At 64.0% G+C, this 19,854-nt stretch carries 18 protein-coding genes and 2 pseudogenes; 6 read left to right on the top strand and 14 right to left on the bottom strand.

Translation table 11 applies throughout. The features are described from left to right. The first annotated feature begins 5 nt into the window (after positions 1–5). The gene (locus JJE66_RS11740) at positions 6–725 is read left to right on the top strand and encodes a ribonuclease activity regulator RraA (protein WP_200514426.1); all 720 of its coding nucleotides are present in this window, start codon (positions 6–8) and stop codon (positions 723–725) included. Positions 726–809: 84 nt separating this feature from the next. Then, positions 810–1,901 (top strand): SMP-30/gluconolactonase/LRE family protein, encoded by a 1,092-nt coding sequence (locus tag JJE66_RS11745; protein WP_200514427.1) that lies wholly within the window; start codon positions 810–812, stop codon positions 1,899–1,901. A 217-nt stretch (positions 1,902–2,118) separates the two neighbouring features. Here the strand turns inward: JJE66_RS11745 and JJE66_RS11750 are convergent, their stop codons facing one another. The 4 genes from JJE66_RS11750 to JJE66_RS11765 all read right to left on the bottom strand — a co-directional run bounded on the left by JJE66_RS11750 (position 2,119) and on the right by JJE66_RS11765 (position 8,215). Further along, positions 2,119–4,221: a S9 family peptidase gene (locus JJE66_RS11750; protein ID WP_200514428.1), complete on the bottom strand. Its 2,103-nt coding sequence runs from the start codon at positions 4,219–4,221 to the stop codon at positions 2,119–2,121. A gap of 126 nt (positions 4,222–4,347) precedes the next feature. Continuing rightward, positions 4,348–5,535, bottom strand: a complete 1,188-nt coding sequence (locus JJE66_RS11755) for an alanine--glyoxylate aminotransferase family protein (protein ID WP_200514429.1) — start codon at positions 5,533–5,535, stop codon at positions 4,348–4,350. A gap of 105 nt (positions 5,536–5,640) precedes the next feature. Beyond that, the gene (locus tag JJE66_RS11760) at positions 5,641–6,366 is read right to left on the bottom strand and encodes a thermonuclease family protein (RefSeq protein ID WP_200515332.1); all 726 of its coding nucleotides are present in this window, start codon (positions 6,364–6,366) and stop codon (positions 5,641–5,643) included. A 118-nt stretch (positions 6,367–6,484) separates the two neighbouring features. Next, positions 6,485–8,215 (bottom strand): hypothetical protein, encoded by a 1,731-nt coding sequence (locus tag JJE66_RS11765; RefSeq protein ID WP_200514430.1) that lies wholly within the window; start codon positions 8,213–8,215, stop codon positions 6,485–6,487. Between the two features lie 423 nt (positions 8,216–8,638). Between JJE66_RS11765 and JJE66_RS11770 the strand changes: the two genes are divergently transcribed. Then, complete coding sequence (locus JJE66_RS11770) at positions 8,639–9,487, top strand: caspase family protein (protein WP_200514431.1); 849 nt, start codon at positions 8,639–8,641, stop codon at positions 9,485–9,487. Positions 9,488–9,630: 143 nt separating this feature from the next. Here the strand turns inward: JJE66_RS11770 and JJE66_RS11775 are convergent, their stop codons facing one another. The 4 genes and pseudogenes from JJE66_RS11775 to JJE66_RS11790 all read right to left on the bottom strand — a co-directional run bounded on the left by JJE66_RS11775 (position 9,631) and on the right by JJE66_RS11790 (position 12,508). Beyond that, entirely contained in the window at positions 9,631–10,518 is an 888-nt protein-coding gene (locus JJE66_RS11775; RefSeq protein WP_200514432.1) for an efflux RND transporter periplasmic adaptor subunit, read from the bottom strand. Between the two features lie 288 nt (positions 10,519–10,806). Next, positions 10,807–11,942, bottom strand: a pseudogene (locus JJE66_RS38855) (lactonase family protein). A 123-nt stretch (positions 11,943–12,065) separates the two neighbouring features. Then, positions 12,066–12,203, bottom strand: coding sequence for a hypothetical protein (locus JJE66_RS11785; RefSeq protein ID WP_200514433.1), 138 nt, complete (start codon positions 12,201–12,203; stop codon positions 12,066–12,068). 113 nt (positions 12,204–12,316) lie between these two features. After that, positions 12,317–12,508, bottom strand: coding sequence for a hypothetical protein (locus tag JJE66_RS11790; RefSeq protein WP_200514434.1), 192 nt, complete (start codon positions 12,506–12,508; stop codon positions 12,317–12,319). 171 nt (positions 12,509–12,679) lie between these two features. On the opposite strand from JJE66_RS11790, the gene JJE66_RS38435 reads away from it, so the two are divergent. Further along, a complete protein-coding gene (locus JJE66_RS38435) occupies positions 12,680–12,802 on the top strand; it encodes a hypothetical protein (RefSeq protein ID WP_311979848.1) in 123 nt (40 codons plus the stop codon). A 430-nt stretch (positions 12,803–13,232) separates the two neighbouring features. Further along, a complete protein-coding gene (locus tag JJE66_RS11795) occupies positions 13,233–13,631 on the top strand; it encodes a GNAT family N-acetyltransferase (protein WP_409362831.1) in 399 nt (132 codons plus the stop codon). Here the strand turns inward: JJE66_RS11795 and JJE66_RS11800 are convergent. Together JJE66_RS11800 and JJE66_RS11805 are read right to left on the bottom strand one after the other, a co-directional pair. After that, positions 13,627–13,825 (bottom strand): annotated as a pseudogene (locus tag JJE66_RS11800) (lycopene cyclase family protein); the annotation flags it as partial. The gene JJE66_RS11795 and the pseudogene JJE66_RS11800 sit on opposite strands and share 5 nt — an antisense overlap. 150 nt (positions 13,826–13,975) lie before the next feature. Then, on the bottom strand, positions 13,976–14,857 hold the full coding sequence (locus JJE66_RS11805) for an SDR family oxidoreductase (protein WP_200514436.1): 882 nt from the start codon (positions 14,855–14,857) through the stop codon (positions 13,976–13,978). A 105-nt stretch (positions 14,858–14,962) separates the two neighbouring features. Here JJE66_RS11805 and JJE66_RS11810 point away from each other — a divergent pair, with 105 nt between their 5' ends. Next, on the top strand, positions 14,963–15,853 hold the full coding sequence (locus JJE66_RS11810; RefSeq protein ID WP_200514437.1) for a LysR family transcriptional regulator: 891 nt from the start codon (positions 14,963–14,965) through the stop codon (positions 15,851–15,853). A gap of 19 nt (positions 15,854–15,872) precedes the next feature. Here JJE66_RS11810 and JJE66_RS11815 read toward each other — a convergent pair whose 3' ends face one another. From JJE66_RS11815 to JJE66_RS11830, 4 genes are all read right to left on the bottom strand, one after another. Continuing rightward, positions 15,873–16,133: a hypothetical protein gene (locus JJE66_RS11815; protein WP_200514438.1), complete on the bottom strand. Its 261-nt coding sequence runs from the start codon at positions 16,131–16,133 to the stop codon at positions 15,873–15,875. 88 nt (positions 16,134–16,221) lie between these two features. Continuing rightward, positions 16,222–16,500: a 30S ribosomal protein S21 gene (rpsU, locus tag JJE66_RS11820; protein WP_200515333.1), complete on the bottom strand. Its 279-nt coding sequence runs from the start codon at positions 16,498–16,500 to the stop codon at positions 16,222–16,224. Positions 16,501–16,782: 282 nt separating this feature from the next. Continuing rightward, the gene (locus tag JJE66_RS11825) at positions 16,783–16,965 is read right to left on the bottom strand and encodes a hypothetical protein (RefSeq protein WP_200514439.1); all 183 of its coding nucleotides are present in this window, start codon (positions 16,963–16,965) and stop codon (positions 16,783–16,785) included. Positions 16,966–17,087: 122 nt separating this feature from the next. Next, complete coding sequence (locus JJE66_RS11830; protein WP_200514440.1) at positions 17,088–19,751, bottom strand: EAL domain-containing protein; 2,664 nt, start codon at positions 19,749–19,751, stop codon at positions 17,088–17,090. Positions 19,752–19,854: the final 103 nt, after the last annotated feature.

Here is a 19,854-nt window from a genome sequence, read left to right on the forward strand (position 1 = left end):
TGCATATGACAAAACTCAGCGAAGCCACCCGCAACAAGCTCAAAGCCGTCTCCACCGCCACCGTCGCCACCGCCTTGTTCAAGCGTGGTCTGCGCATCCAGATGATCCAGGACGTGCACCCGTTGGGTCACGACCAGCCGACCATGGTCGGCGAGGCCTTCACGCTGCGCTACATGCCGGCGCGCGAGGACCTCAACACCATCGATGTTTTTAAGGATCGCTCGCATCCGCAGCGCAAGGCGGTCGAGGATTGTCCGGCAGGCAGCGTGCTGGTGATGGACAGCCGCAAGGACGCGCGCGCGGCCTCGGCCGGCGCGATCCTGGTGACGCGGCTGATGAAGCGTGGCGTCGCCGGCGTCGTCACCGATGGTGGCTTTCGCGATTCCGCCGAGATCGCGAAACTCGGCATCCCCGCCTACCATCATCGCCCCTCAGCGCCGACCAATCTGACGCTGCATCAGGCGATCGAGATCAATGTCCCGATCGGCTGCGGTGACGCGCCGGTGTTTCCCGGCGACGTCATTCTCGGCGATGCCGACGGCGTCATCGTCATCCCCGCGCATCTTGCGGACGAGATCGCCAACGAAACCTTCGAGATGACCGCGTTCGAGGATTTCGTCACCGAGGAAGTCGGCAAGGGCCGGGGCATCTTCGGTCTTTATCCCGCGACCGATCCGCAAACGCTCACCGATTTCGCGGAATGGCGGAAGAAGAACGGCCGCTAGCTCGTTCGCGCCAGCACCAAATCACGTCCAGAAACAGGCCCGCCTTATCGAGAGCCGGCCTTTGATCAAGCAGGGAGGACTTTCATGACTTTCACACGACGCAATCTTTTGGCCCGCGCTGGAGCAACCGCAGCTTCCGCATTGCTCGTCCGCGCTGCCGGCGCCCAGTCGTTTCCGTTCACGCCGGCTCAGCGCTATCCGGACCCGGCGGTCCAGATCCTCGATCCGAGCTTCGCCAAGTATCGGCTCTATTCGTCGACGCTCGAGCAGGTCGCGACCGGCCTGCGCTGGGCTGAAGGTCCGGTCTATTTCCCGGACGGCGGCTATTTGCTGTTCTCCGACATTCCCAACAACCGGATCATGAAGTTCGACGAGAAGACCGGGCAGACCAGCGTGTTCCGCGCCAACGCCAATTACGCCAACGGCAATGCGCGCGACCGCCAGGGCCGCCTCGTCACCTGCGAGCACTCCGTCACCCGCCGCATCACCCGGACCGAGAAGGACGGCAAGATCACCGTGCTCGCCGACAAATTCGAGGGCAAGCGGCTGAACGCGCCGAACGACATCGTGGTGAAGTCCGACGACAGCATCTGGTTCACCGATCCGACCTTCGGCATCGGCGGCGAGTGGGAGGGCAAGAAGGAGAAGCCCGAGCAGGCCACCACCAACGTCTACCGCATCGCCAAGGACGGCAAGCTCACAGCTGTTCTCACCGACCTCGTCAATCCGAACGGTATCGCGTTTTCGCCGGACGAGAAGAAGCTCTACATCGTCGAGTGGAAGGGCACGCCCAATCGCAGCATCTGGAGCTACAATGTCGGCGACGACGGTAGCCTGAGCGGCAAGACCAAGCTGATCGACGCCGCCGACCAGGGCTCGCTCGACGGTTTTCGCGTGGACCGCGACGGCAATCTCTGGTGTGGCTGGGGCTCGAATGGCGCGTTGGCATCCGAGCCGACCGATGTCGGTGGCCGCAAGGTCTACCAGCTCAAGGGCAGATCTGAGGATCTCGATGGCGTCATGGTGTTCAACCCCGAAGGCAAGCCGCTCGCCTTCATCAAGCTGCCCGAACGCTGCGAAAATCTCTGTTTCGGCGGGCCGAAGAACAACCGCCTCTATATGGCGAGCTGTCATTCCATCTACGCGCTCTATGTGGAGGCGCAGGGGGCGGTGTGAGGCTTGTTTGTGGGGCCGGTAACTCGCCCCACAGCTTCTGCCGTCGTCCCGGCGAAGGCCGGGACCCTTAACCCAGGGAGTAGTTTGGCGAAGACTGGTAGTTGCGCGCTACTGCTACCTTTATTTCACCGATGGATCACGCGGTATGGGTCCCGGCCCCCCATGCGCAATTGCGCACTAGGCCGGGGCGACGTTGTGGAGGCATTTGCGCGAAATGCTAAGCCTCCGCCATCCCCGCCGCCCACAGCGCAAACGCATACACGATCGCGACTTCATCCAGCCGGTTGAAGCGCCCCGACGCGCCGCCATGGCCGGCGCCCATGTTGGTGCGCAACAGAACCGGGCCGCCGCCGCTCATGGTGGCGCGCAGGCGCGCGATCCATTTGGCGGGCTCCCAATAGGTGACGCGCGGATCGGTCAAGCCGCCCATCGCCAGGATCGCAGGATAGTCCTTTGCCGCGACATTGTCGTAGGGCGAGTAGGACAGGATGGTGCGAAAATCCTTTTCGCTCTCGATCGGATTGCCCCATTCGGGCCATTCCGGCGGCGTCAGCGGCAGCGTGTCGTCGAGCATGGTGTTGAGCACGTCGACGAACGGCACTTCCGCGACGATGCCTGCGAACAATTCGCCGGCGCGGTTTGCGACCGCGCCCATCAGCATGCCGCCGGCCGAGCCGCCATGGCCGACGATGCGTTTTGCGCTGGTGTATTTCGCATCGATCAGCGCGCGGGCGCTGACGGCAAAATCGTCGAATGAATTCGTCTTCTTCTCGCGTTTGCCGTCGAGATACCAGCCCCAGCCCTTGTCGGCGCCGCCGCGGATATGGGCGATGGCGTAGACGAAGCCGCGGTCGACCAGCGACAGCCGGTTGGCGCTGAACGAGGCCGGCATCGCCATGCCGTAGGAGCCGTAGCCGTAAAGCAACAGCGGCGCCGCGCCGTCGAGCTTCAATCCGCGGCGATGAAGAATCGACACCGGCACCTCGGCACCATCTTGGGCCTTCGCCATGATGCGGGTGGTGACGTAGTCTGCCGCGTTGTGGCCGGACGGGATCTCCTGGCGCTTGCGTAGCGTGCGCGTGCGCTTCGCCATGTCGTAGTCATACACTTCCGACGGCGTCGTCATCGACGAATAGGCAAAGCGCAAATTGGTGGTCTCGAATTCGTAGGAGCCCATCGTGTCGAGCGAATAGGCGGCCTCGTCGAACGCGATGGCGTGCTCCTCCTTGGTCGCGAGGTCGCGGATCACGATCGCCGGCAGCGCATTGGCGCGCTCCAGCCGCACCAGATGACCGGCATAGAGATCGAGGTCGATGATGTAGATGCCGGGACGGTAGGGGATCAGATCACGCCAGTTCTTGCGCTCGGGCTGGCCAAGCGGCGCGGTGACGATCTTGAAGTCGATGGCGTCGTCGGCATTGGTCAGGATGAACAGTTCGTCGCCGCGGTCGGCAAGCGAATATTGCACGCCGTCCTCGCGCGCCGCGACGAGGCGCGGCGGCGCTTCGGGATGGGCGAGATCGATCAGCCGCTGCTCGCTGGTTTCATGGTCGCCGCCGGCGATCACGCAGAAGCGGCCGCTGGTGCTCTCGTGCAGATGGGTGAACCAGCCGGAATCCTGCTCTTCGTGGACCAGCGTGTCGTCGACCTGCTTCGTCCCCAGTCTGTGCCGCCACACCTGCATCGGCCGGTGATTGTCGTCGAGCTTCACATAGAAGAAGCTCTTGCCGTCCTTGCTCCAGACGATACCGCCGTCGGTCTCCTCGACGAGGTCGTCGAGGTCCGCGCCGGTCGCCCAGTCGCGCACGCGGATCGAGAAATATTCGGAGCCCTTGGTGTCGGCGCTCCAGGCTTGGAGTCTGTGATCGTCGGAGTGGCGGCTGCCACCGAATTTGAAATATTTGTGATCCTTTGCGAGCGCATCGCCGTCGAGCACGATATGGCCCTCGCCGCCGTCCCGCGGCATGCGGCCGAACAGCTCATGCTGGCCGCCCTCGCGGAACTTGCGGAAATAGGCGAAGGCACCATCCGGCGAGGGCACGCTGGAATCGTCCTCCTTGATGCGGGAGCGCATCTCGCCGACCAGCTTCTTCTGCAATGGTCCGGTGTGGCCGAGCAGGCTTTCGGTGTAGCCGTTCTCCTCATCGAGATATTTGCGGATGTCGGGATCGAGCACCTTGGGATCGCGCAGCACCTCCTGCCATTTCGCGTCCTTCAGCCAGGCGTAGTCGTCGGTCACGGTGATGCCGTGGCGGGTGAAGGAATGCGGCCGGCGCGGGGCGACGGGAGCGGTCGGGGCAGTGCTGGCGGATTTGGGCAAGTCGATCCTCGATATGGGGGCGTGTCCTGTCCCTATATCAGATCGAATGTGGGGAATTTAAAGAAGGCGAATATGGCTGTGAGCCACCGATGCTGCCTCATCCTTCGCCGGGACGACAGCGGAGTTTTACACCGCCACCTGCTCACCCAGATACGCCACCGCCGCCTCGAGCCCGCCTTTGCCATGCGGGATCTTCAGCGCATTCAACCCGACCTCGATCACGCCGAGCGTGCCGAGCAGCATCGGCGCGTTGACATGGCCCATATGGGCGATGCGGAAGGCTTGTCCCGAGAGATCGCCGATGCCGGTGCCGAGCACGACGCCGCACTTCTCCTTGCAATAGCGCTGCAGCACTGCGGGATCGTGGCCGGTGGTCATGGTCACCGTGGTCACGGTGTTGGAGCGCTCATGGGGTTCGGCCACGTTGAATCCGAGCACCTGGCCCTCCGACCATGCGCCGACAGCGCGTCGCGTGGCTTCGCCGAGCAGGCTGTGGCGGCGGAAGGCGTTCTCCAGCCCTTCCTCGTGGATCAGGTCAATCGCCTGGCGCAGCGCGAACAGCAGATGCACCGGCGCGGTGCCGGCATATTTGCGATAGTGCTCGCTGCCCTCGCGCTCGCTCCAGCTCCAATAGGGCGTCGACATGTTCGCGGTCTTGTGCGCTTCCAGCGCGCGCGCGTTGGCGGAAACGAAGCCGAGACCGGGCGGCGTCATCAGGCCCTTCTGCGAGCCGGACATCGCGACGTCGACGCCCCATTTGTCCATCTCGAATGGCATGCAGCCGAGCGAAGCCACGGTGTCGACCATGTACAGCGCGGGATGGCCGCTGGCCTTGATCGCCTTGCCGATCGCCTCGATGTCGTTCTGCACGCCCGAGGCCGTGTCGATTTGGACGACGACGACGGCCTTAATCTTGTGTTCGGTGTCGCGGCGCAGCCGTTCCTCGACCTCGTGCGGTCGCACCGCGCGGCGCCAGTCGCCCTTGAGCACCTCGACCTCGGCGCCCATCAGAGATGCCGCATTGCCCCATCCGATTGCGAAGCGTCCGCTCTCCAGCACCAGGATCTTGTCGCCGCGCGACAGCACGTTGCTCAGCGCGGCTTCCCAGGCGCCGTGGCCGTTGGCGATGTAGATGTAGGAGTTGCCTTTGGTCGCAAACAGTTTCGAGATGTCGCGGAGCAGGCTCTCGGTCAGATCAGTCATCTGTTTGGAGTAGATGTCGATCGCCGGACGATGCATCGCCTGGAGCACAGCGTCGGGCATCGTGGTGGGCCCAGGGATGGCCAGAAACTCCCGGCCCGCGCGAACGGTCATTGCTAACTTCCTCGTGTCATGAAGACTGTCTGGAGGGTTGCTTCGCCACGCTTTTACGCGCCGGAGGCCCGCAAGAAAAGCGCGTAAAACGCACGCCAGATGCGCCTATCGCTTGGTTTCGCGGCAGCCGGCAGCTTCCGCCTCCTCGACCGAGCAGAACCAGCGGGTGCCCTTGCTGATCTTCATCCTGATCTGGGCGTACCAGCGGCTGGTCGGAGTGTGGTAGATGCACTCGCCGGCGCTGTTGACGTTGCCCTTGATGGTGCAGTCCGGCGACGGCGCGACCGGCCCGGAGGCCGAGGCGAGCAGCACGGCATGAGCCCCCTCGGGCGGCTTGGTCGCACCCAATATGGTCGTCTTCTTGTTGCGCACGCGCCAGTCCCAGGGCGCGATGAAGGCGCCCTGCCACATCCCGGCTTTTGCCTCGCGCGCGGCGGCTTCGTCGGCGTCGTAATCGTGGGAGAGGCGGGCGTAGGCCAGCGCCCAGCCGTTGCGCACCAGCCATTTCTGGATGTCCTCGCCGCCAACCTCGCAGCGCGCCACGGTGCGGCCGCGCCGGTCGATCGAGCGGGCATGGCAGACCCAGCTCTTGCCCTCGGTGTATTTGGCGAGCGCGTCGCGCGCGGCGACACCGCAGGTCCAGCGCTCGGCTTTGGTGTTGAGGCAGAGCTGGTCGACCTGCGGCGCGTCGATGCCTCCGAGGCGGATCCGGGTATTGCCGATCGCGACGGAATCGCCGTCGCGGATCTTGGCGGTGCCCGTGACGTCGGCGGCCTGCGCCAGCGACGGGAGAGCGAGCAAAGACAGCGCAATCAGGATTTTTCGCAGCATGCCGGTCCGAAGGTTCAGGAAAATCTGGATAAGCCCCGCAATTGTGGTCGGCTTTGGGCCGTTCGGCCAGCGCTTGCCTAACGGATAGGCCTTCAACTTGCTGTCATTGTAGCGGGCGCTACTCACCGCGCGCCATCGCCTTCTTTGCCACCGCCAGCCCCATCAGCACGAAGGCCGACGTCACCTCCGGCCCGCCCACCAAAATCCGCGTCGGCGTCTTCATCTTGTTCCATTCATAGGCGCGGAACGGGCCGCGGCGGCCGCCTTCGCCGATGGCATCGACGATCACGTTCAGCGCCGGCGCAAAGGCGCGCGGGTCGGCGCCGAGATGGCCGAGCGCGATCAGCGCCAGTGCGGCGTCGAACACGTTCATTTCCGCGGCCATCAGCTCGCCCTTGACGTAGGCGAGCACGCGATGGCGGATGAAGTCGAAATCGCCGTTGGGATCGATCGCGGCCTGGGCTGCCAGCGGCAGCGCCAGGAAGGCCGCATAGCAGCGGCCGAAATAGGCGCTGTAGAGCTCCGGCAAATAGTAGATGTGCGAGCGCGGATTGGCGAAGGCGCCGCTGGCAGCCAGGCGTTTCTGGAAGCCGATGATGCGATGCACGGTGGCGAGCCGCGCCGGCGTTTCCAGAACGTTCCAGCGCGCCAGATTGCGAAAACTCACCTCGAGAATGTCGAGATTGAGCGTCGGATCGAGATCGTTGCCGTAGGGCCGCTCACCCCTGAGATTGTCGATCCAGGTGGCAACGCCGCCCTCGTAATCGATATGGTCGTTGATCGGCACCGTCACGCGCGGTTCGTTGACGCCCGCATGCACCTGGTAACCGCTGTAGAAATCGAGCAGCGGCTGGTCGATGATCGGATCGGTGCAGCCGGCCTGCGTTGCCGCGGAAATCGAGCACGCCGTGGTGTCGCAGTCGGGCACGTAGACGCCGAAGCCGAGGTCCTGCTTGATCTGGGCGAAGAAGCGCGAAAACCGCGGGTGCGGCGCCGGCGCCAGCGCCGTGATGACGTTGAAGCGCGCCCCGTCGATGCCCTCGACCTCCTCGCGGCTGATGTTGACGCAGAAATCGACCATGTCGGCGATCGCGCGCTCGGCCGCGATCTTGTCGGCCGGCCCGGCGAGCCCGGTCTCGACATAGCTCAGCAATGCCTCGATGAAGAACGCGTCGTAATAGGCCGAGCGGTGGCGGATCTGCACCGGCTCCCACATCGGCTCGGCGATGCCTTTCCAGGGCGGATTGACCACGGCGCGGGCCTCCGAGCGTGCGATGAAGACGCGCGCGAGGTTGAACAGCAGCGAGGAGTTCTTGTAGCCGCGCGCATTCAGGCCCGTGAGCGCCATGATCAGCTCGCGCCCGCGGAAATCGGGATCGCCGATCAGGTTGAAGGCGGCATAGGTCGGCAGAAACCCGTTCTTGCGGTACGAGCCGAGCAGATGCTGCGCGCAATCGCGGATCACGCCGTCGATCTGCGATTGTTCCGGCATGGCGGCTACGAACATGGCCGGCGGCGGCTTGGGATGGTCGAGCGCGATGCTGTCGACGAGTTCGGCCACGGGTTGGCCGACCGCAGCCCAGTCGGGCTCGGCATCGTCGCGGGCGCGGGCGAGCGCCTCGCGCAGCCGGGTCAGCTTGGCCTCGTTGCGCAGCTCGCTCAGGCCGGCGCGGCGCAGCAGCAGGCGCAATGCGGGATTGCCGAGCGCGGTCTTGTAGAATTTGGCCAGATGCGGATCGCCGCTGGCCTGGCCCGATAATACGGGATCGCAGACGTCATAAAGCGAGGGGCCGTCCTTCCGCGCCGTCAGCACCCGGCACGCGGCACCTGCGAAATAATGAAAGCTCATGAAATACCTGGTCGCGGGGACTTTCGCGGAGGCATCTCTCAGGGTTTGGGCCTGAGACCCGCCCCCGCAAGTCTTTGAAAAAGCTACCCGGATTCGCAGGAAATACAAATGTGACGGAGGTCACGGAAAAACCCGGCATAAGGGCTCCATGATCGCCCCCCGGAAGGTTACGGGGGAGTGAAAAACACGCAAGATCGGGTTGCGAAATTAACCAACATATTCAGTGGTTTAGATCAAATTTGGGGCAATCTATTGCTGGGGCGGCGATATCCGGTTAAAGGTTTGTTTGGTGCGGTGCCGCAAATTGCGCGCAATTCGGGGGCACTCCCCCGGCCAATCCCTCAAACCTAAAGCCGCCATCGCGCTACTCAACCAGTGTGCGTGCGCTTGGCCGGTCTTTGGCACTGACAGGAATGAAGCGAGATGGATGTAAAGCAGCTCGACATTTCCCGACGCACGATTGCTGTCGCCGCAGCACTGATCGGCACGGTGTCGCTCGCGATCGGCGCCCATGCTGCGCTCAACATGCGCGCGCTCGATGCCACCAAGGCCGTCTCGACCGACCAGGTCACGGGTTCGATCGGCCATGCCTCGCGCCTCGCCCTCGTCATCGGCAATGGTCACTATCCCGACGCCAACGCGCCGCTGACGCAGTCGATCAACGACGCGCGCGCGCTGTCCTCGTCGCTGCGCAAGAACGGTTTTGACGTCGACATGGTGGAAGACGCGAGCAAGGACGACATGGTCCGCGCCGTCAACCGCCTGAAGTCCCGCATCAAGCGCGACACAATCGTCATGCTGTTCTTCGGCGGCTATGGCGTCCAGGCCGGCCGCGAGAGCTACATGCTGCCAGTTGATGCCGTGATCTGGAAGGAGAGCGACGTCCGCCGCCAGGGCGTCTCGATCGAAGGCGTGCTCGACATGATGAAGCAGCAGGGCGCCAAGGCCAAGCTCGTCGTGGTCGATGCGTCCCGCCGCAATCCTTACGAGCGCCGCTTCCGCTCTTATTCGCACGGCCTCGCGCCGATCGGCACGCCCGACAATTCGCTGATCCTGTCCTCGGCCTCGCCCGGCAAGGTCGTCGACGACGGCAAGGGCGAGCACAGCACGCTGGTCAGCGAGCTCCTCACCAATCTCGATGCGAAGGGCAGCGCCGAAAGCGTCTTCAACAAGACCCGCGTCGCCATCTCCCGCGCCTCCGAAGGCGATCAGGTTCCAACGGTCTCCTCCTCGCTGCTCGAGGACGTCGATTTGAACGAAGCTGGCGGCTAGTTTCGCTCGGTTCGTAGGGTGGATTAGCCGAAGGCGTAATCCACCACCTTCTCTATCGCCGGCGCTGAAAGCAAAGAGGTGGGTTACGCCAGCGGACTGCGCTTCGCGCAGCCGCGAGCTAACCCACCCTACGAGACCGTCCGCTACTTCGCAGCTTCGCTCGCCATCACCGGGCGCACCGGGTCGCCTTCGCGCAACAGTGCGCCGGCGCGGGCGACGACGATATCGCCTTCGTTGAGGCCGTCGCGGACTTCGATATTGCCACCCGACATCAATCCGATCTCGACGCGCTTGGTCTCGACGCGGTTGCGCCGGATCACCTGCACCACGGTGCCGGCGGATGAATATTGCACCGACGTCAGCGGCACCGCGACGTTGCAGCTCTGCCCGGTCTTGATCAGCGCGCGCCCGCTCGCGTTCAGCAGCAGCCGCTTTTGCGATGAGATGCCGATATAGACCATGCCCTGCTGGATGTTCGGCTCGACGGTCGGACCGATGCGGCGCACCTTGCCGTCGAGATCGCCGGTGCCGGCAATGCGCACGGTCGCCGGCTGATTGACCGCGAGCTTCCGCACGTCGTTGGTTGCCACCAGGCCGACGAGGTCGTATTCGCTGCGCGCCACGATGGTGAACAGCGCCTCGCCCTTGGCCGAGGCGGGCGCACCGATCTGCGCGGTCGAGGTGGCGATAATTCCGGCCACGGGGGCGGTGACCTGCAGCGTGCCGCCTTCGGGCAGTGCCAGCCGCGCCATCACCTGGCCGGCCGTCGTGGTCTCGCCGGCTTCGGCCAGCACCTCGGTCACCTTCAGCCCCGGACGTTCGGGCCGCACCGAGGTTTCCTCGCGTGCGATGATGGAGCCGGTGGCCTCCACGATGTCGGAAAAGCAGGACTTTGCCGCCTTCAGCACCGTGACGGCCGGCCCCTTGGGCGCATCATCATCGGCCGCAAGACCGGGCTGGGCGGAGACCAGCACCAGTCCGGCGAAGGCAGCAAAGGTCCGGGAAAAGGAACGCGCAGGCAATGAACGCATCGGTCATTCCGGTTGGCCGCAAGGCTCTGGTCGATGAGGCCTCGATCGATAACAGAAGCGGCAGCACAGGGCCATGGGCTGACCAGATGAGAATGCCGCAGCGCCGGCGGCGCGAAGCCGCCCGTTGAATTGGTCTACCGGACCGGAGCTGAGGTTCGCTGGTGAACCCGCGAACTCGTCATGGCCGGGCTTGTCCCGGCCATCCACGCCTTGGCCACGCGGTGCGAAGAACGTGGATGCCCGGGACAAGCCCGGGCATGACGGCGTGGAGGCGACTACGCGCCCTCACTACAGCTTCAAAAACTCCACCCAGTTCGGCTTCTTGCCGGTGGGGTAGGATTTCAGCTTGCTGAGCGCGCCGGTGGTCTGGTCGATGGCGTAGACACTCATGCCGTCGGACAGCTCGCCGACCGCGGCGAGGTAGCGCCCCGTGGGATCGATGTTGAAGCCGCGCGGCTGCTTCTCGGTCGGCACGTTGCCGATCGTGGTCAGCTTGCCGCTGGTCGCATCGACCTTGTAGGCGGTGAGCGTGTTGGTGGTGCGTTCGGAGGCGTAGAGGAAACGGCCGTCCGGGGTGATGTGGATGTCGGCGGCCCAGGGTTTTCCCGTGAACCCTTCCGGCAGCGCGGTGGTGCGCTGGATCTCCCTCCAGGCTCCGCTCTTGGCGTCATAGCTGTACGCTGCGACGTCGCCGTTCAGCTCGTGGATGAGATAGACGAACTTGCCGTTGGGATGGAACACGAAGTGCCGCGGCCCCGATTTCAGCGGCGTCTTGATCGCCGGCGGATCGCTCGGCGTCAGCGTTCCCGCCGCGGCATCAAACGCAAAGCTCAGCACCTGGTCGGAGCCGAGATTGGTCGCGAACACGAAGCGGTTGTCGGCGAGGGCAGGAATGCGTGGGCGTTCAGCCCGGTCGGGATCACCTGCTTTGGCTCGCCGACGACGCCGTTGGCTTGAAGCGGATTCAGCGCGACCTTGTTGCCGCCATAGGAGGCGCTGAACAGCACCTTGCCGCTGCGGTCGGTCGCGATGTTGGCCATGCTGTCGGCGAGCGGTCCATTGCCGATGTGGCTGAGCTGCCCCGTCTTGGGATCGATGGCAAAGCTCACGGCCTGGAACGGCTGCGAGCGGACGCCGGCGATCAGCACGCGGTGGTCCGGCGTGATCGCGAGCGGGGTCGAGGCGCCGGGCTTTTCGACGCCGGTGAAGGCGGCCGTCTGCACGGGCGTCATCTCGCCGTTCTCGGCGATCTTGAACACGCTGATGTCGTTGGAGTCGGCATTGCCGACATAGGCGAAGGTTTCGGCCATGCCGGCGCGGACTCCGGAAACCAGGGCAAGACAAGTAACGAGACAGGTGAAGAGGGTGGTGGCGATTGCAGCGCGGGGTGCTGCGGATGCGATGGGGCGTGTCGGTGTGATCATGGGCGTCCTCCTGCCGGTGTGGCGTTGTCGTTTTGTGGGAGAGGATAGCGGCTCGTGTTCCGCTGTACCAAATTCCAGTTGGGATTGATCGATGCCGAAATTGTATCGGTTCGGGTGTACCCGCTACCGCACCGCGGCGGTCCGGTCGCGCGAGGGCAGATGCGGGCCGGCCGGATGGTCGGGCGGTCCGAGCACGGTCCACACGGCGACGGCGACCAGAGCCGAGGTCAGGAGGGTCCAGGCGACGAGTTGCTTCCGCATCAGGCCAAATCCGTCCGTCGAAAGTTTGAGCGCCCAAAGCGCGCCAACCATCGTGCACCGCAAAAGGTGGCGACCCTATGAACTCGTTCACAGCCGAATCGCGCGCGAGCAAATTACGAACCATTGCCGGCCGTGTGCATTGACCCGGCATGCCCGGCGAAAACGACCTTGAAGGTAAACCCGATATGGGGGGCAAGCACGGCGGCCAGTCCGGCCAGCCCAAGCCGCAGCCTCGTCCGCGAGAAGGCGGGCACGATGAAGATGAAGATGTCGTGGCAAAGCGCCACACCGGTCAATCTGATCAAACCGGTCGCAAGGTCTCGCCGACCAACCCCCGAAGGCGCTAAGCTTTGCCTGCTCGAGCCGCAGGCCGTGGGCCCATGATCATTCGGGAACGGCAGCCTCCTCCCGCCGTTACTCCGGTCTTGCGGGGTGGAGGACGCTGAAACAGAGGCTGGCAAAACGGAGGCTGGAAAGTGTTTTGGATTTATTGGGACACCGCCTGGTCGCTCATCATCAGCGGAATCATGTTCACCACCATCGTCGCCCATCCAGACGCCGAGTTCGTCGAGATCCAGGCCACAAGGCGGGCGAAATGAGCCTCAATTGACGGGAGCAGCCGCCGGCGAAGTGCTGGATTCGGCCAAGATGCTGGCGCGCTTGTCCGATGATCTCAAGCGCGACGTCGATCGCTTCGTCGGCGATCTCAGGGCGGCCTGATCCAATCTTGCGAGGCGGCGCGCGCTACCGCGCAAGCCGTGGGCATCGGTCTTTCCCAAACGAGCCGAGGCGGTCCGCCCAATCGAAGGTCAGCGCACTGTTGCGCATGTTTCGGATCGCGCAATTGCGAACGAGTGCGATCAACAAAATCAACGGCTTATTCGAGGTGTAAAAACGGCTTGTCCGTTTCGTCGAACGTGGTCCAGACTTGCAAGCGGCGAGTCTGTTGTTTCCGTGTGGCTCCGATCAGGAAAGCCCGTGATCATTCGTCCAGCGAACGTCACTGATCTGCCTGCGATCGAACGCATCGTGTCGGATGCATATAGCGTCTACATCGAGCGGATTGGAAAACCTCCGGGGCCCATGCTGGACGATTATTCTGCGCACGTTCAGAGCGGCGCTGCCTGGGTGGCGGACATGAGCGGCGAGATCGCAGGACTGTTGATCCTCATCGAGCAAACGGACCACCTTCTCCTCGACAACGTCGCCGTTGACCCGGGTCATCACGGTCGCGGTATCGGACGCGCGCTGTTGAATTTTGCCGAACAGGAAGCCGTTCGCCGCGGCTATCGCGAGATCATCTTGTATACGCACGAGAAGATGTCGGAAAATCTGGCGATGTATCCCGCTCTCGGATGGGTCGAGATAGATCGTCGCGAGCAGAACGGCTATCAGCGCGTGTTTTTCCGTAAATCTCTCCGCGCCTGATTGACGTGCCGTTGTTTGCTGCTCTGAAATAGGCGATGCCCGGATAGCTGTCTCGGATTTCGGCCGGCTCAATTGCCGGGTGGCGTGTCCTGTCCGGCTTCGCACAGCAAGACCTTGTTGGCGCTCTTGGCGGAGAGCCGGTGGGCCAGCACGGACCCCGCCGAGCCGCCGCCCAGGATGATGAAGTCGTACACGATTGGCGTTTCCTCTTGTTCGTGTCCCAAGCGGGTAGCGTGGTTTCATCGCGAGGTCATGCCGCAGTCATGTGAGTCCCGGACGTCGCCTCGTGGCGGCGTCCGGGGGGGCTGGCCCTAAGAGCCATCGTATGCGCGTTGCTGCGAGGATCAGATCGGCTTTGCCGCAGCCGCCGCGATCTGCGTCGCGAAGTTGCGGTAGGAATGCAGCGGGCGGCCAAGGATTTTGGTGAGGCGCGCCACGTCGCCAGCCTCGGGGATCATTCCGTCGCCGACAAAGCGCTCGGTCATCAGGCGCATCTCGTAGGCCATCCATCGCGGCATGAACGTCGCCAGATTCTGCTCGAAGCCGGTGGGATCATCGCCGCCATAGACGATCGGGCGGCCCAGGACGTCCGACCAGATCGCGGCCACGTCTGGACCGGTCAGCGTATCGGGGCCGACAAGATTGATGGTTTCGATCGGCAGCTTGCCCGCCGCCTGCTCGCGCCGGATCAGCTCGATCGCTGCGACCTCGCCGATGTCGCGGGCATCGACCATGGCGACACCCTTAGCTCCGATCGGCATCGGGTAGACGTCATGGTTGAAGATGACGTCCTTGATCGTGAGATCATTGTCGATGAAGTAGGACGGACGCAGGATCGTGGCACTGAAGCCCATCGATTCGAGCATCCGCTCGGCGCCGAACTTCACCGCGAAGTGCGGCACGTTCACGAAGCGATCGGCGTGGAGCACCGAGAGATAGACGACCCGGTCGACGCCCGACTCCCGCGCAATGTTCAGGGTGATGAGCGCCTGAGTGAATTCGTCTCCCGTCACAGCGTTGAGCAGGAACAGCGTGTTGACGCCGCTGAACGCCGCGCGCAGCGAAGCGATATCGAGCAAATCGCCTTTCACGACCTTCACGCCGGCCGGGAATTCGGCCTTCGCGGGATCGCGGGACAGCACGCGCACGTCGGCGCCGCGCGTAACGAGTTGCTGGACAACGTGGCGGCCGACACGGCCGGTAGCGCCGGTTACGAGGATGGTCATGGGGGTCACTCCTGTTTGGGGGTTAAGAGACACCACGCAAGTTAGTGATCCACATGCGGCCCGATAGACGCTATATCTAGACCTAGTGTCTCATTGGTGGAACAGATGGACCTTCTTGCCCTCTCCGATTTCAATCTGGTCGCCCGTCACGGAGGGTTTGGCCGGGCCGCACGGGCCACCGGCCGTCCAAAGGCGACGCTGTCCCGCCGGGTCTCGGAACTGGAGAACAGCCTCGATCTACGCCTGTTCGAGCGCGGAACGCGCGACCTGAAGCTCACCCAGGAAGGACGCGCGCTCCACGAACGGACGGGGGCGTTGCTTGCCGAACTCGACGAGACCGCAGCTGCGATCGCCTCGGGCGGAGACAGACCGCGCGGGACGCTGCGGATCAGTGCGCCGCTCCTCTTCTCGCAGACCGCGATGGGAAAGCTGGCCGCCGGCTTCGCGCTGAGATATCCGCAAGTCCGGCTCGAGGTCACTACGGAAGACCGTCCCGTCGACATGATCGAGGAAGGTTATGACCTGGTGATCCGCGTCAATCCGGATCCGGACGAAAGTCTCGTCGGACGAATCTTTCTGCGCGATCGGCTGGTGGTCGTGGCGAGCCCGAGCCTGGGTCGTCCTGCCGGCGATCGTGCCGTTCCAGCCGTGGTGCGCGAGACGGGTGATCCGACGTCCAGCTGGGATGTGGTCGCGCCGGGTGGAAACTTGCGGATCATGGTCCAACCAGTGCTTTGCCTGTCATCGCTAATCATGGTCCCCGATGCGGTCCGAGCCGGCGTCGGCGCCGCTCGGCTTCCCGTGTCGCTTGTGAGTCGCGATCTGGCGGCCGGAACGCTTGTGCACTGGGGTGATGTCGATGGACCTGAGATCACGCTCTGGACGCTCTACCCATCGCGCCGACTGCTGAGCGCCCGCGTGTCCGCCTTCTTCGACTATCTCAAGGAAGCGTTTCCCTCCGGAACACCCGACGAGCTTGCGGCCCTCATCGACTGAGCCAAGGAGATCGACACGCCTATTGCAGAACCTTTGGCATCACGACGACGACATCGACCTGTCGCTTCAACACGCGCGACGCGACCGCCGCGATATACATCGAATAGCCATCCTCGATGTCGGAGGCGATCTCTTCGTCCTTTGCGAAGGCGTAGAGCATCGTACCGTCGAGCTTGTCGAAACGGATGCCCGCGAAGAGTCGATCGAACGTTTCGGCGCCGACAGCGCCCGCCATGAGCGCCTGTATCGCCTGGTCCTGGATGAGCGTGAGCTTCGTCATGCCGAAGAGATATGGAACAACTTGGCGGATGCAAGGTGCGCAGCAACGACGTCGGCTTGCGCGCGAGGTCCGGTCGGAAGCCGGCTTTTCAGCCCGCGGGCCTGGCGGGGGCCTGCGGCAGCGGCGGCTTGCGCTCTGGAAGCTTCTTTTTCGGCGGCGCCGGCAGCAATCCTTCCCGGATCGCCTGCTTGCGTGCGAGCTTGCGGGCGCGGCGAATGGCCTCGGATTTTTCGCGCGCCTTTCGCTCCGAAGGCTTCTCATACGCGCGCCGCTCTTTCATTTCCCGAAAGACGCCCTCGCGTTGCATCTTCTTCTTCAGAACGCGGAGAGCCTGATCGACGTTGTTGTCGCGGACGAGTACCTGCATTTGGAAACTCCTCGCTGGGCTGCGAAACGTGGCAATCCTGCACGCAGCCAGTTGCGCAGGAGATTTGTTGCGATTGGGAGGATGAGCGTGACCGCGTATTTCGTCGCCGGCCTCGAACAAGCCGATCTTGTCACAGCGATACGGTTCGGTGGATGCGACGTGACCACTCTCGCGTGGCCGTGTCAATCGATAAGACCGGCAAGCAAGCCGTCAGCTCCCTTCGCAAGTATCTGAAGGGAAACGCGCATCTGGCGCGAGCGCGCCTTGCGGCAAGGCGCCAGGCTAGCCGGGAGCGTCTTTCGGGTTGACTTCGCGCGCCAAACGCTCGGCTTTCAATCGCTCGCGGTTGTCGTGGAAGGATTGCTGCGCTTTCGCGTAGTCGGTCATCGGTTTTGCGGTTTCGGTCGCCTTGAAAGCACGATTGGCCTCCCGCAGGAGGCGGGTATTCGCTTCGTCGCTGGTCATTTGATCTCCGGCTGCGCCTGCCTGGCCGATTCATCCGTCGTCAATTTATCCATAGAATGTCTCGCCTTGTGATGACAGCGGTCCAGAAAGTTCCACCCCATGGATTTTGACGGGGCTGCGGCTCAAGCCGCAACAGCCTGCTTCGACAGCAATAGCTTCAGCTTCGCCGCCGGCACGGCCGGGCTGAACAGCCAGCCCTGCATCTGGCTGCATCCGAGCTGCCGCAGCACCTCGCGCTGCGCTTCGGTCTCGACGCCTTCCGCCGTCGTCGCCATGTGGCGGGCGGCGGCCATGTGCACCACGGCCTGCACGATCGGAGACGAGTCCTCGGGCTCGCCGATGTCGCTGATGAAGCTGCGGTCGATCTTGATTTTGTCGAACGGGAAGCGGTGCAGATAGCTCAGCGACGAATAGCCGGTGCCGAAATCGTCGAGCGCGATGCGCACGCCGAGCTCGCGCAGTTGCTGCAGGATGGTCAGCGCCTCCTCGTCGTCGCGGATCAGCACGGTTTCGGTGATCTCGAGCTCGAGCCGTCCCGGCGCCAGGCCCGACTCGGCGAGCGCAGCGGCAACCTTCAGCGCCAGCGTCTTCGATCGGAACTGCACCGGCGAGACGTTGACCGCGATGTGGATGCCGCCGGGCCACGACGCGGCCTCGTTGCAGGCCTGCTTCAGCACCCATTCGCCGATCTCGCCGATCAGGCCGGTGTCTTCCGCGACCGGAATGAAGTCCGCGGGCGAAACCATGCCGCGCTCCGGATGGTGCCACCTGAGCAGCGCCTCGCAGCCGGTGACGACATTGGCGGACAGATCGACCAGCGGCTGGTAGTGCACCTCGAACTCGCCGCGGACGAGCGCCTGCCGCAGGTCGAGCTCGAGCTGGCGGCGCAGCCCGGCCTTGGCGTCGTATTCGGGCACGAAGATGCGGAAGGTGCCGCGGCCTTCCGATTTCGCCGCATACATCGCGAGATCGGCGCGCTTGAACAGATCGTCGAGATTGTCGCCGTGGTCGGGTGCGATCGCGATGCCGATGCTGGCGTCGGTCGCAATTTCCTGGCCCTTGCAGTCCACCGGCGTGCGCAGCGTCTTCAGGATCTGTTCGGCGAGCATAGTCAGCTCGGCCTGGTCAGTGGTGCCGGTCTTGACGATGGCGAATTCGTCGCCGCCGAGCCGCGCCACCAGATCGTTGCCGCTGACGCAGGCGCGCAGGCGGTTGGCGATCTGGCGCAGCAATTCGTCGCCGACCTCGTGGCCGAGCGAATCATTGACGCCCTTGAACTCGTCGACGTCGATATAGAGGATCGCGAACGGCTTACCCTCGGCGAGCTCCGCGACCCGGCGCTCCAGATGTCTGCGCATCAGCACGCGGTTGGGCAGATCGGTCAGCGCGTCGTAATGCGCCATGTGGGCGATCCGCTCGTCGGCGCGGATGCGCTCGGTGACGTCGTCATGGGTGGCGAGCCAGCCGCCGGCGGCGCCGGGCTGGTTCTTGATTTCGATCAGGCGTCCGTCGGAGGTCTCGATGATGTTGCTCTGAATGCGTCCGGCGCTGTTCAAGATGTCGTCGCAATAGGAATCGACGTCGCCCTCGAACGAGCCGGTGTCGTGGCGATGCTGGATCACGTCGCGGAAATGGGCGCCGGGTTTCACCACCGCGGTCGAAAGCCCGTACATGTCGATGTAGCGGCGGTTGCAGACGATCAGCCGCTCGTCCTGGTCGAACATCAACAGGCCCTGCGTCATCGTGTTCATTGCGGTGTCGAGCCGCTGCTTCTCCAGCGAGACGCGATGCGTCACCTGGCGGAAGATCAGGAACAGCGTGAGCACGAGCAGGCCGATCGACAGCACGGCGACAGTGACGAAGAATTTGGTTTGGGTGCGCCAGGTGGCGAGCGTCGCGTCCAGCGATTTGGTGGCGACCACGACCAGCGGCTCGCCGGTCAGCATGCGCGAGGCGACGATGCGGTCCTTGCCGTCGATCGGGCTTGTGAGCTCTGTCGTGACGAAGCTGCGCTCGAACACGGCCATCTGCTCGGGCGGGCCGGTGCGGTAGTTCTGCCCGATCATGGCGTCGACATGCGGAACGCGCGCCAGCAGCTGGCCGTTCTGGTGGTGCATCGCGATCGAGGAGTCCTCACCGATTCCGGTCGAGGCGAAGAACGATTCGAGCTGCTCCGGCGTGATGGCGCGTGACACCAGGCCGAGGAATTCGCTGTGCGGGCCGGAGACGCGCCGGGCGATCACGATCGCCGGACCTTTGCCGAACCGGCCGGGAACGACCTCGATCTCTTCCTGCGAGGCCGGATCGTTCTTCAGCCGGTTGAAATAGCCGCGATCGGACACCGAGATATCGGCGACCGGCCAGCGCCTCGACGAGTTGATCAGGATGCCGTTGGAATCGAACACGTTGGCGCCGGCAACGTCGGACCAGCCGCTCGCCTTGTTGCGCAGAACTTCGTGCATGGCGAGCGTGGCCATCTCGCTGCGGAACACGTCAGGGGACTCGATGCCGTGGCTTTCGAGTTCCGCGATGATGCTCTTCTGGAGCACCGCAAAATCCTCGAACTCGCGGTCGAAATGCCGGGCGAGCAGACGGACGGAGCTTTCCAGGCTGTCGCGGCCGCTCTCGATGGCATTCTGGCGGAAACGATCGACGGTGAGCCCGGTGCCGATGGCCATCGCCGCCATCAGCACGAAGCCGCCGACGATCAGCCACGTCAGCGGCGCGCCCCGCCAACGGCGAAGCAACGCGCGCAGTCGCGCGGTCCATCGAATTGATGCGCCCATCCCACTCTCCCGTCGGAGGCAAGATGCAGCAAAACCAAAAAGACCGCGTTACCAGCGAGGGTTAGGGAAGTGTGAATCGGAACAAAATCAGGGAGTTGGCGCG

The sequence above is a fragment of the Bradyrhizobium diazoefficiens genome (genome assembly GCF_016612535.1).
GTDB classification, from domain to species: domain Bacteria; phylum Pseudomonadota; class Alphaproteobacteria; order Rhizobiales; family Xanthobacteraceae; genus Bradyrhizobium; species Bradyrhizobium diazoefficiens_C.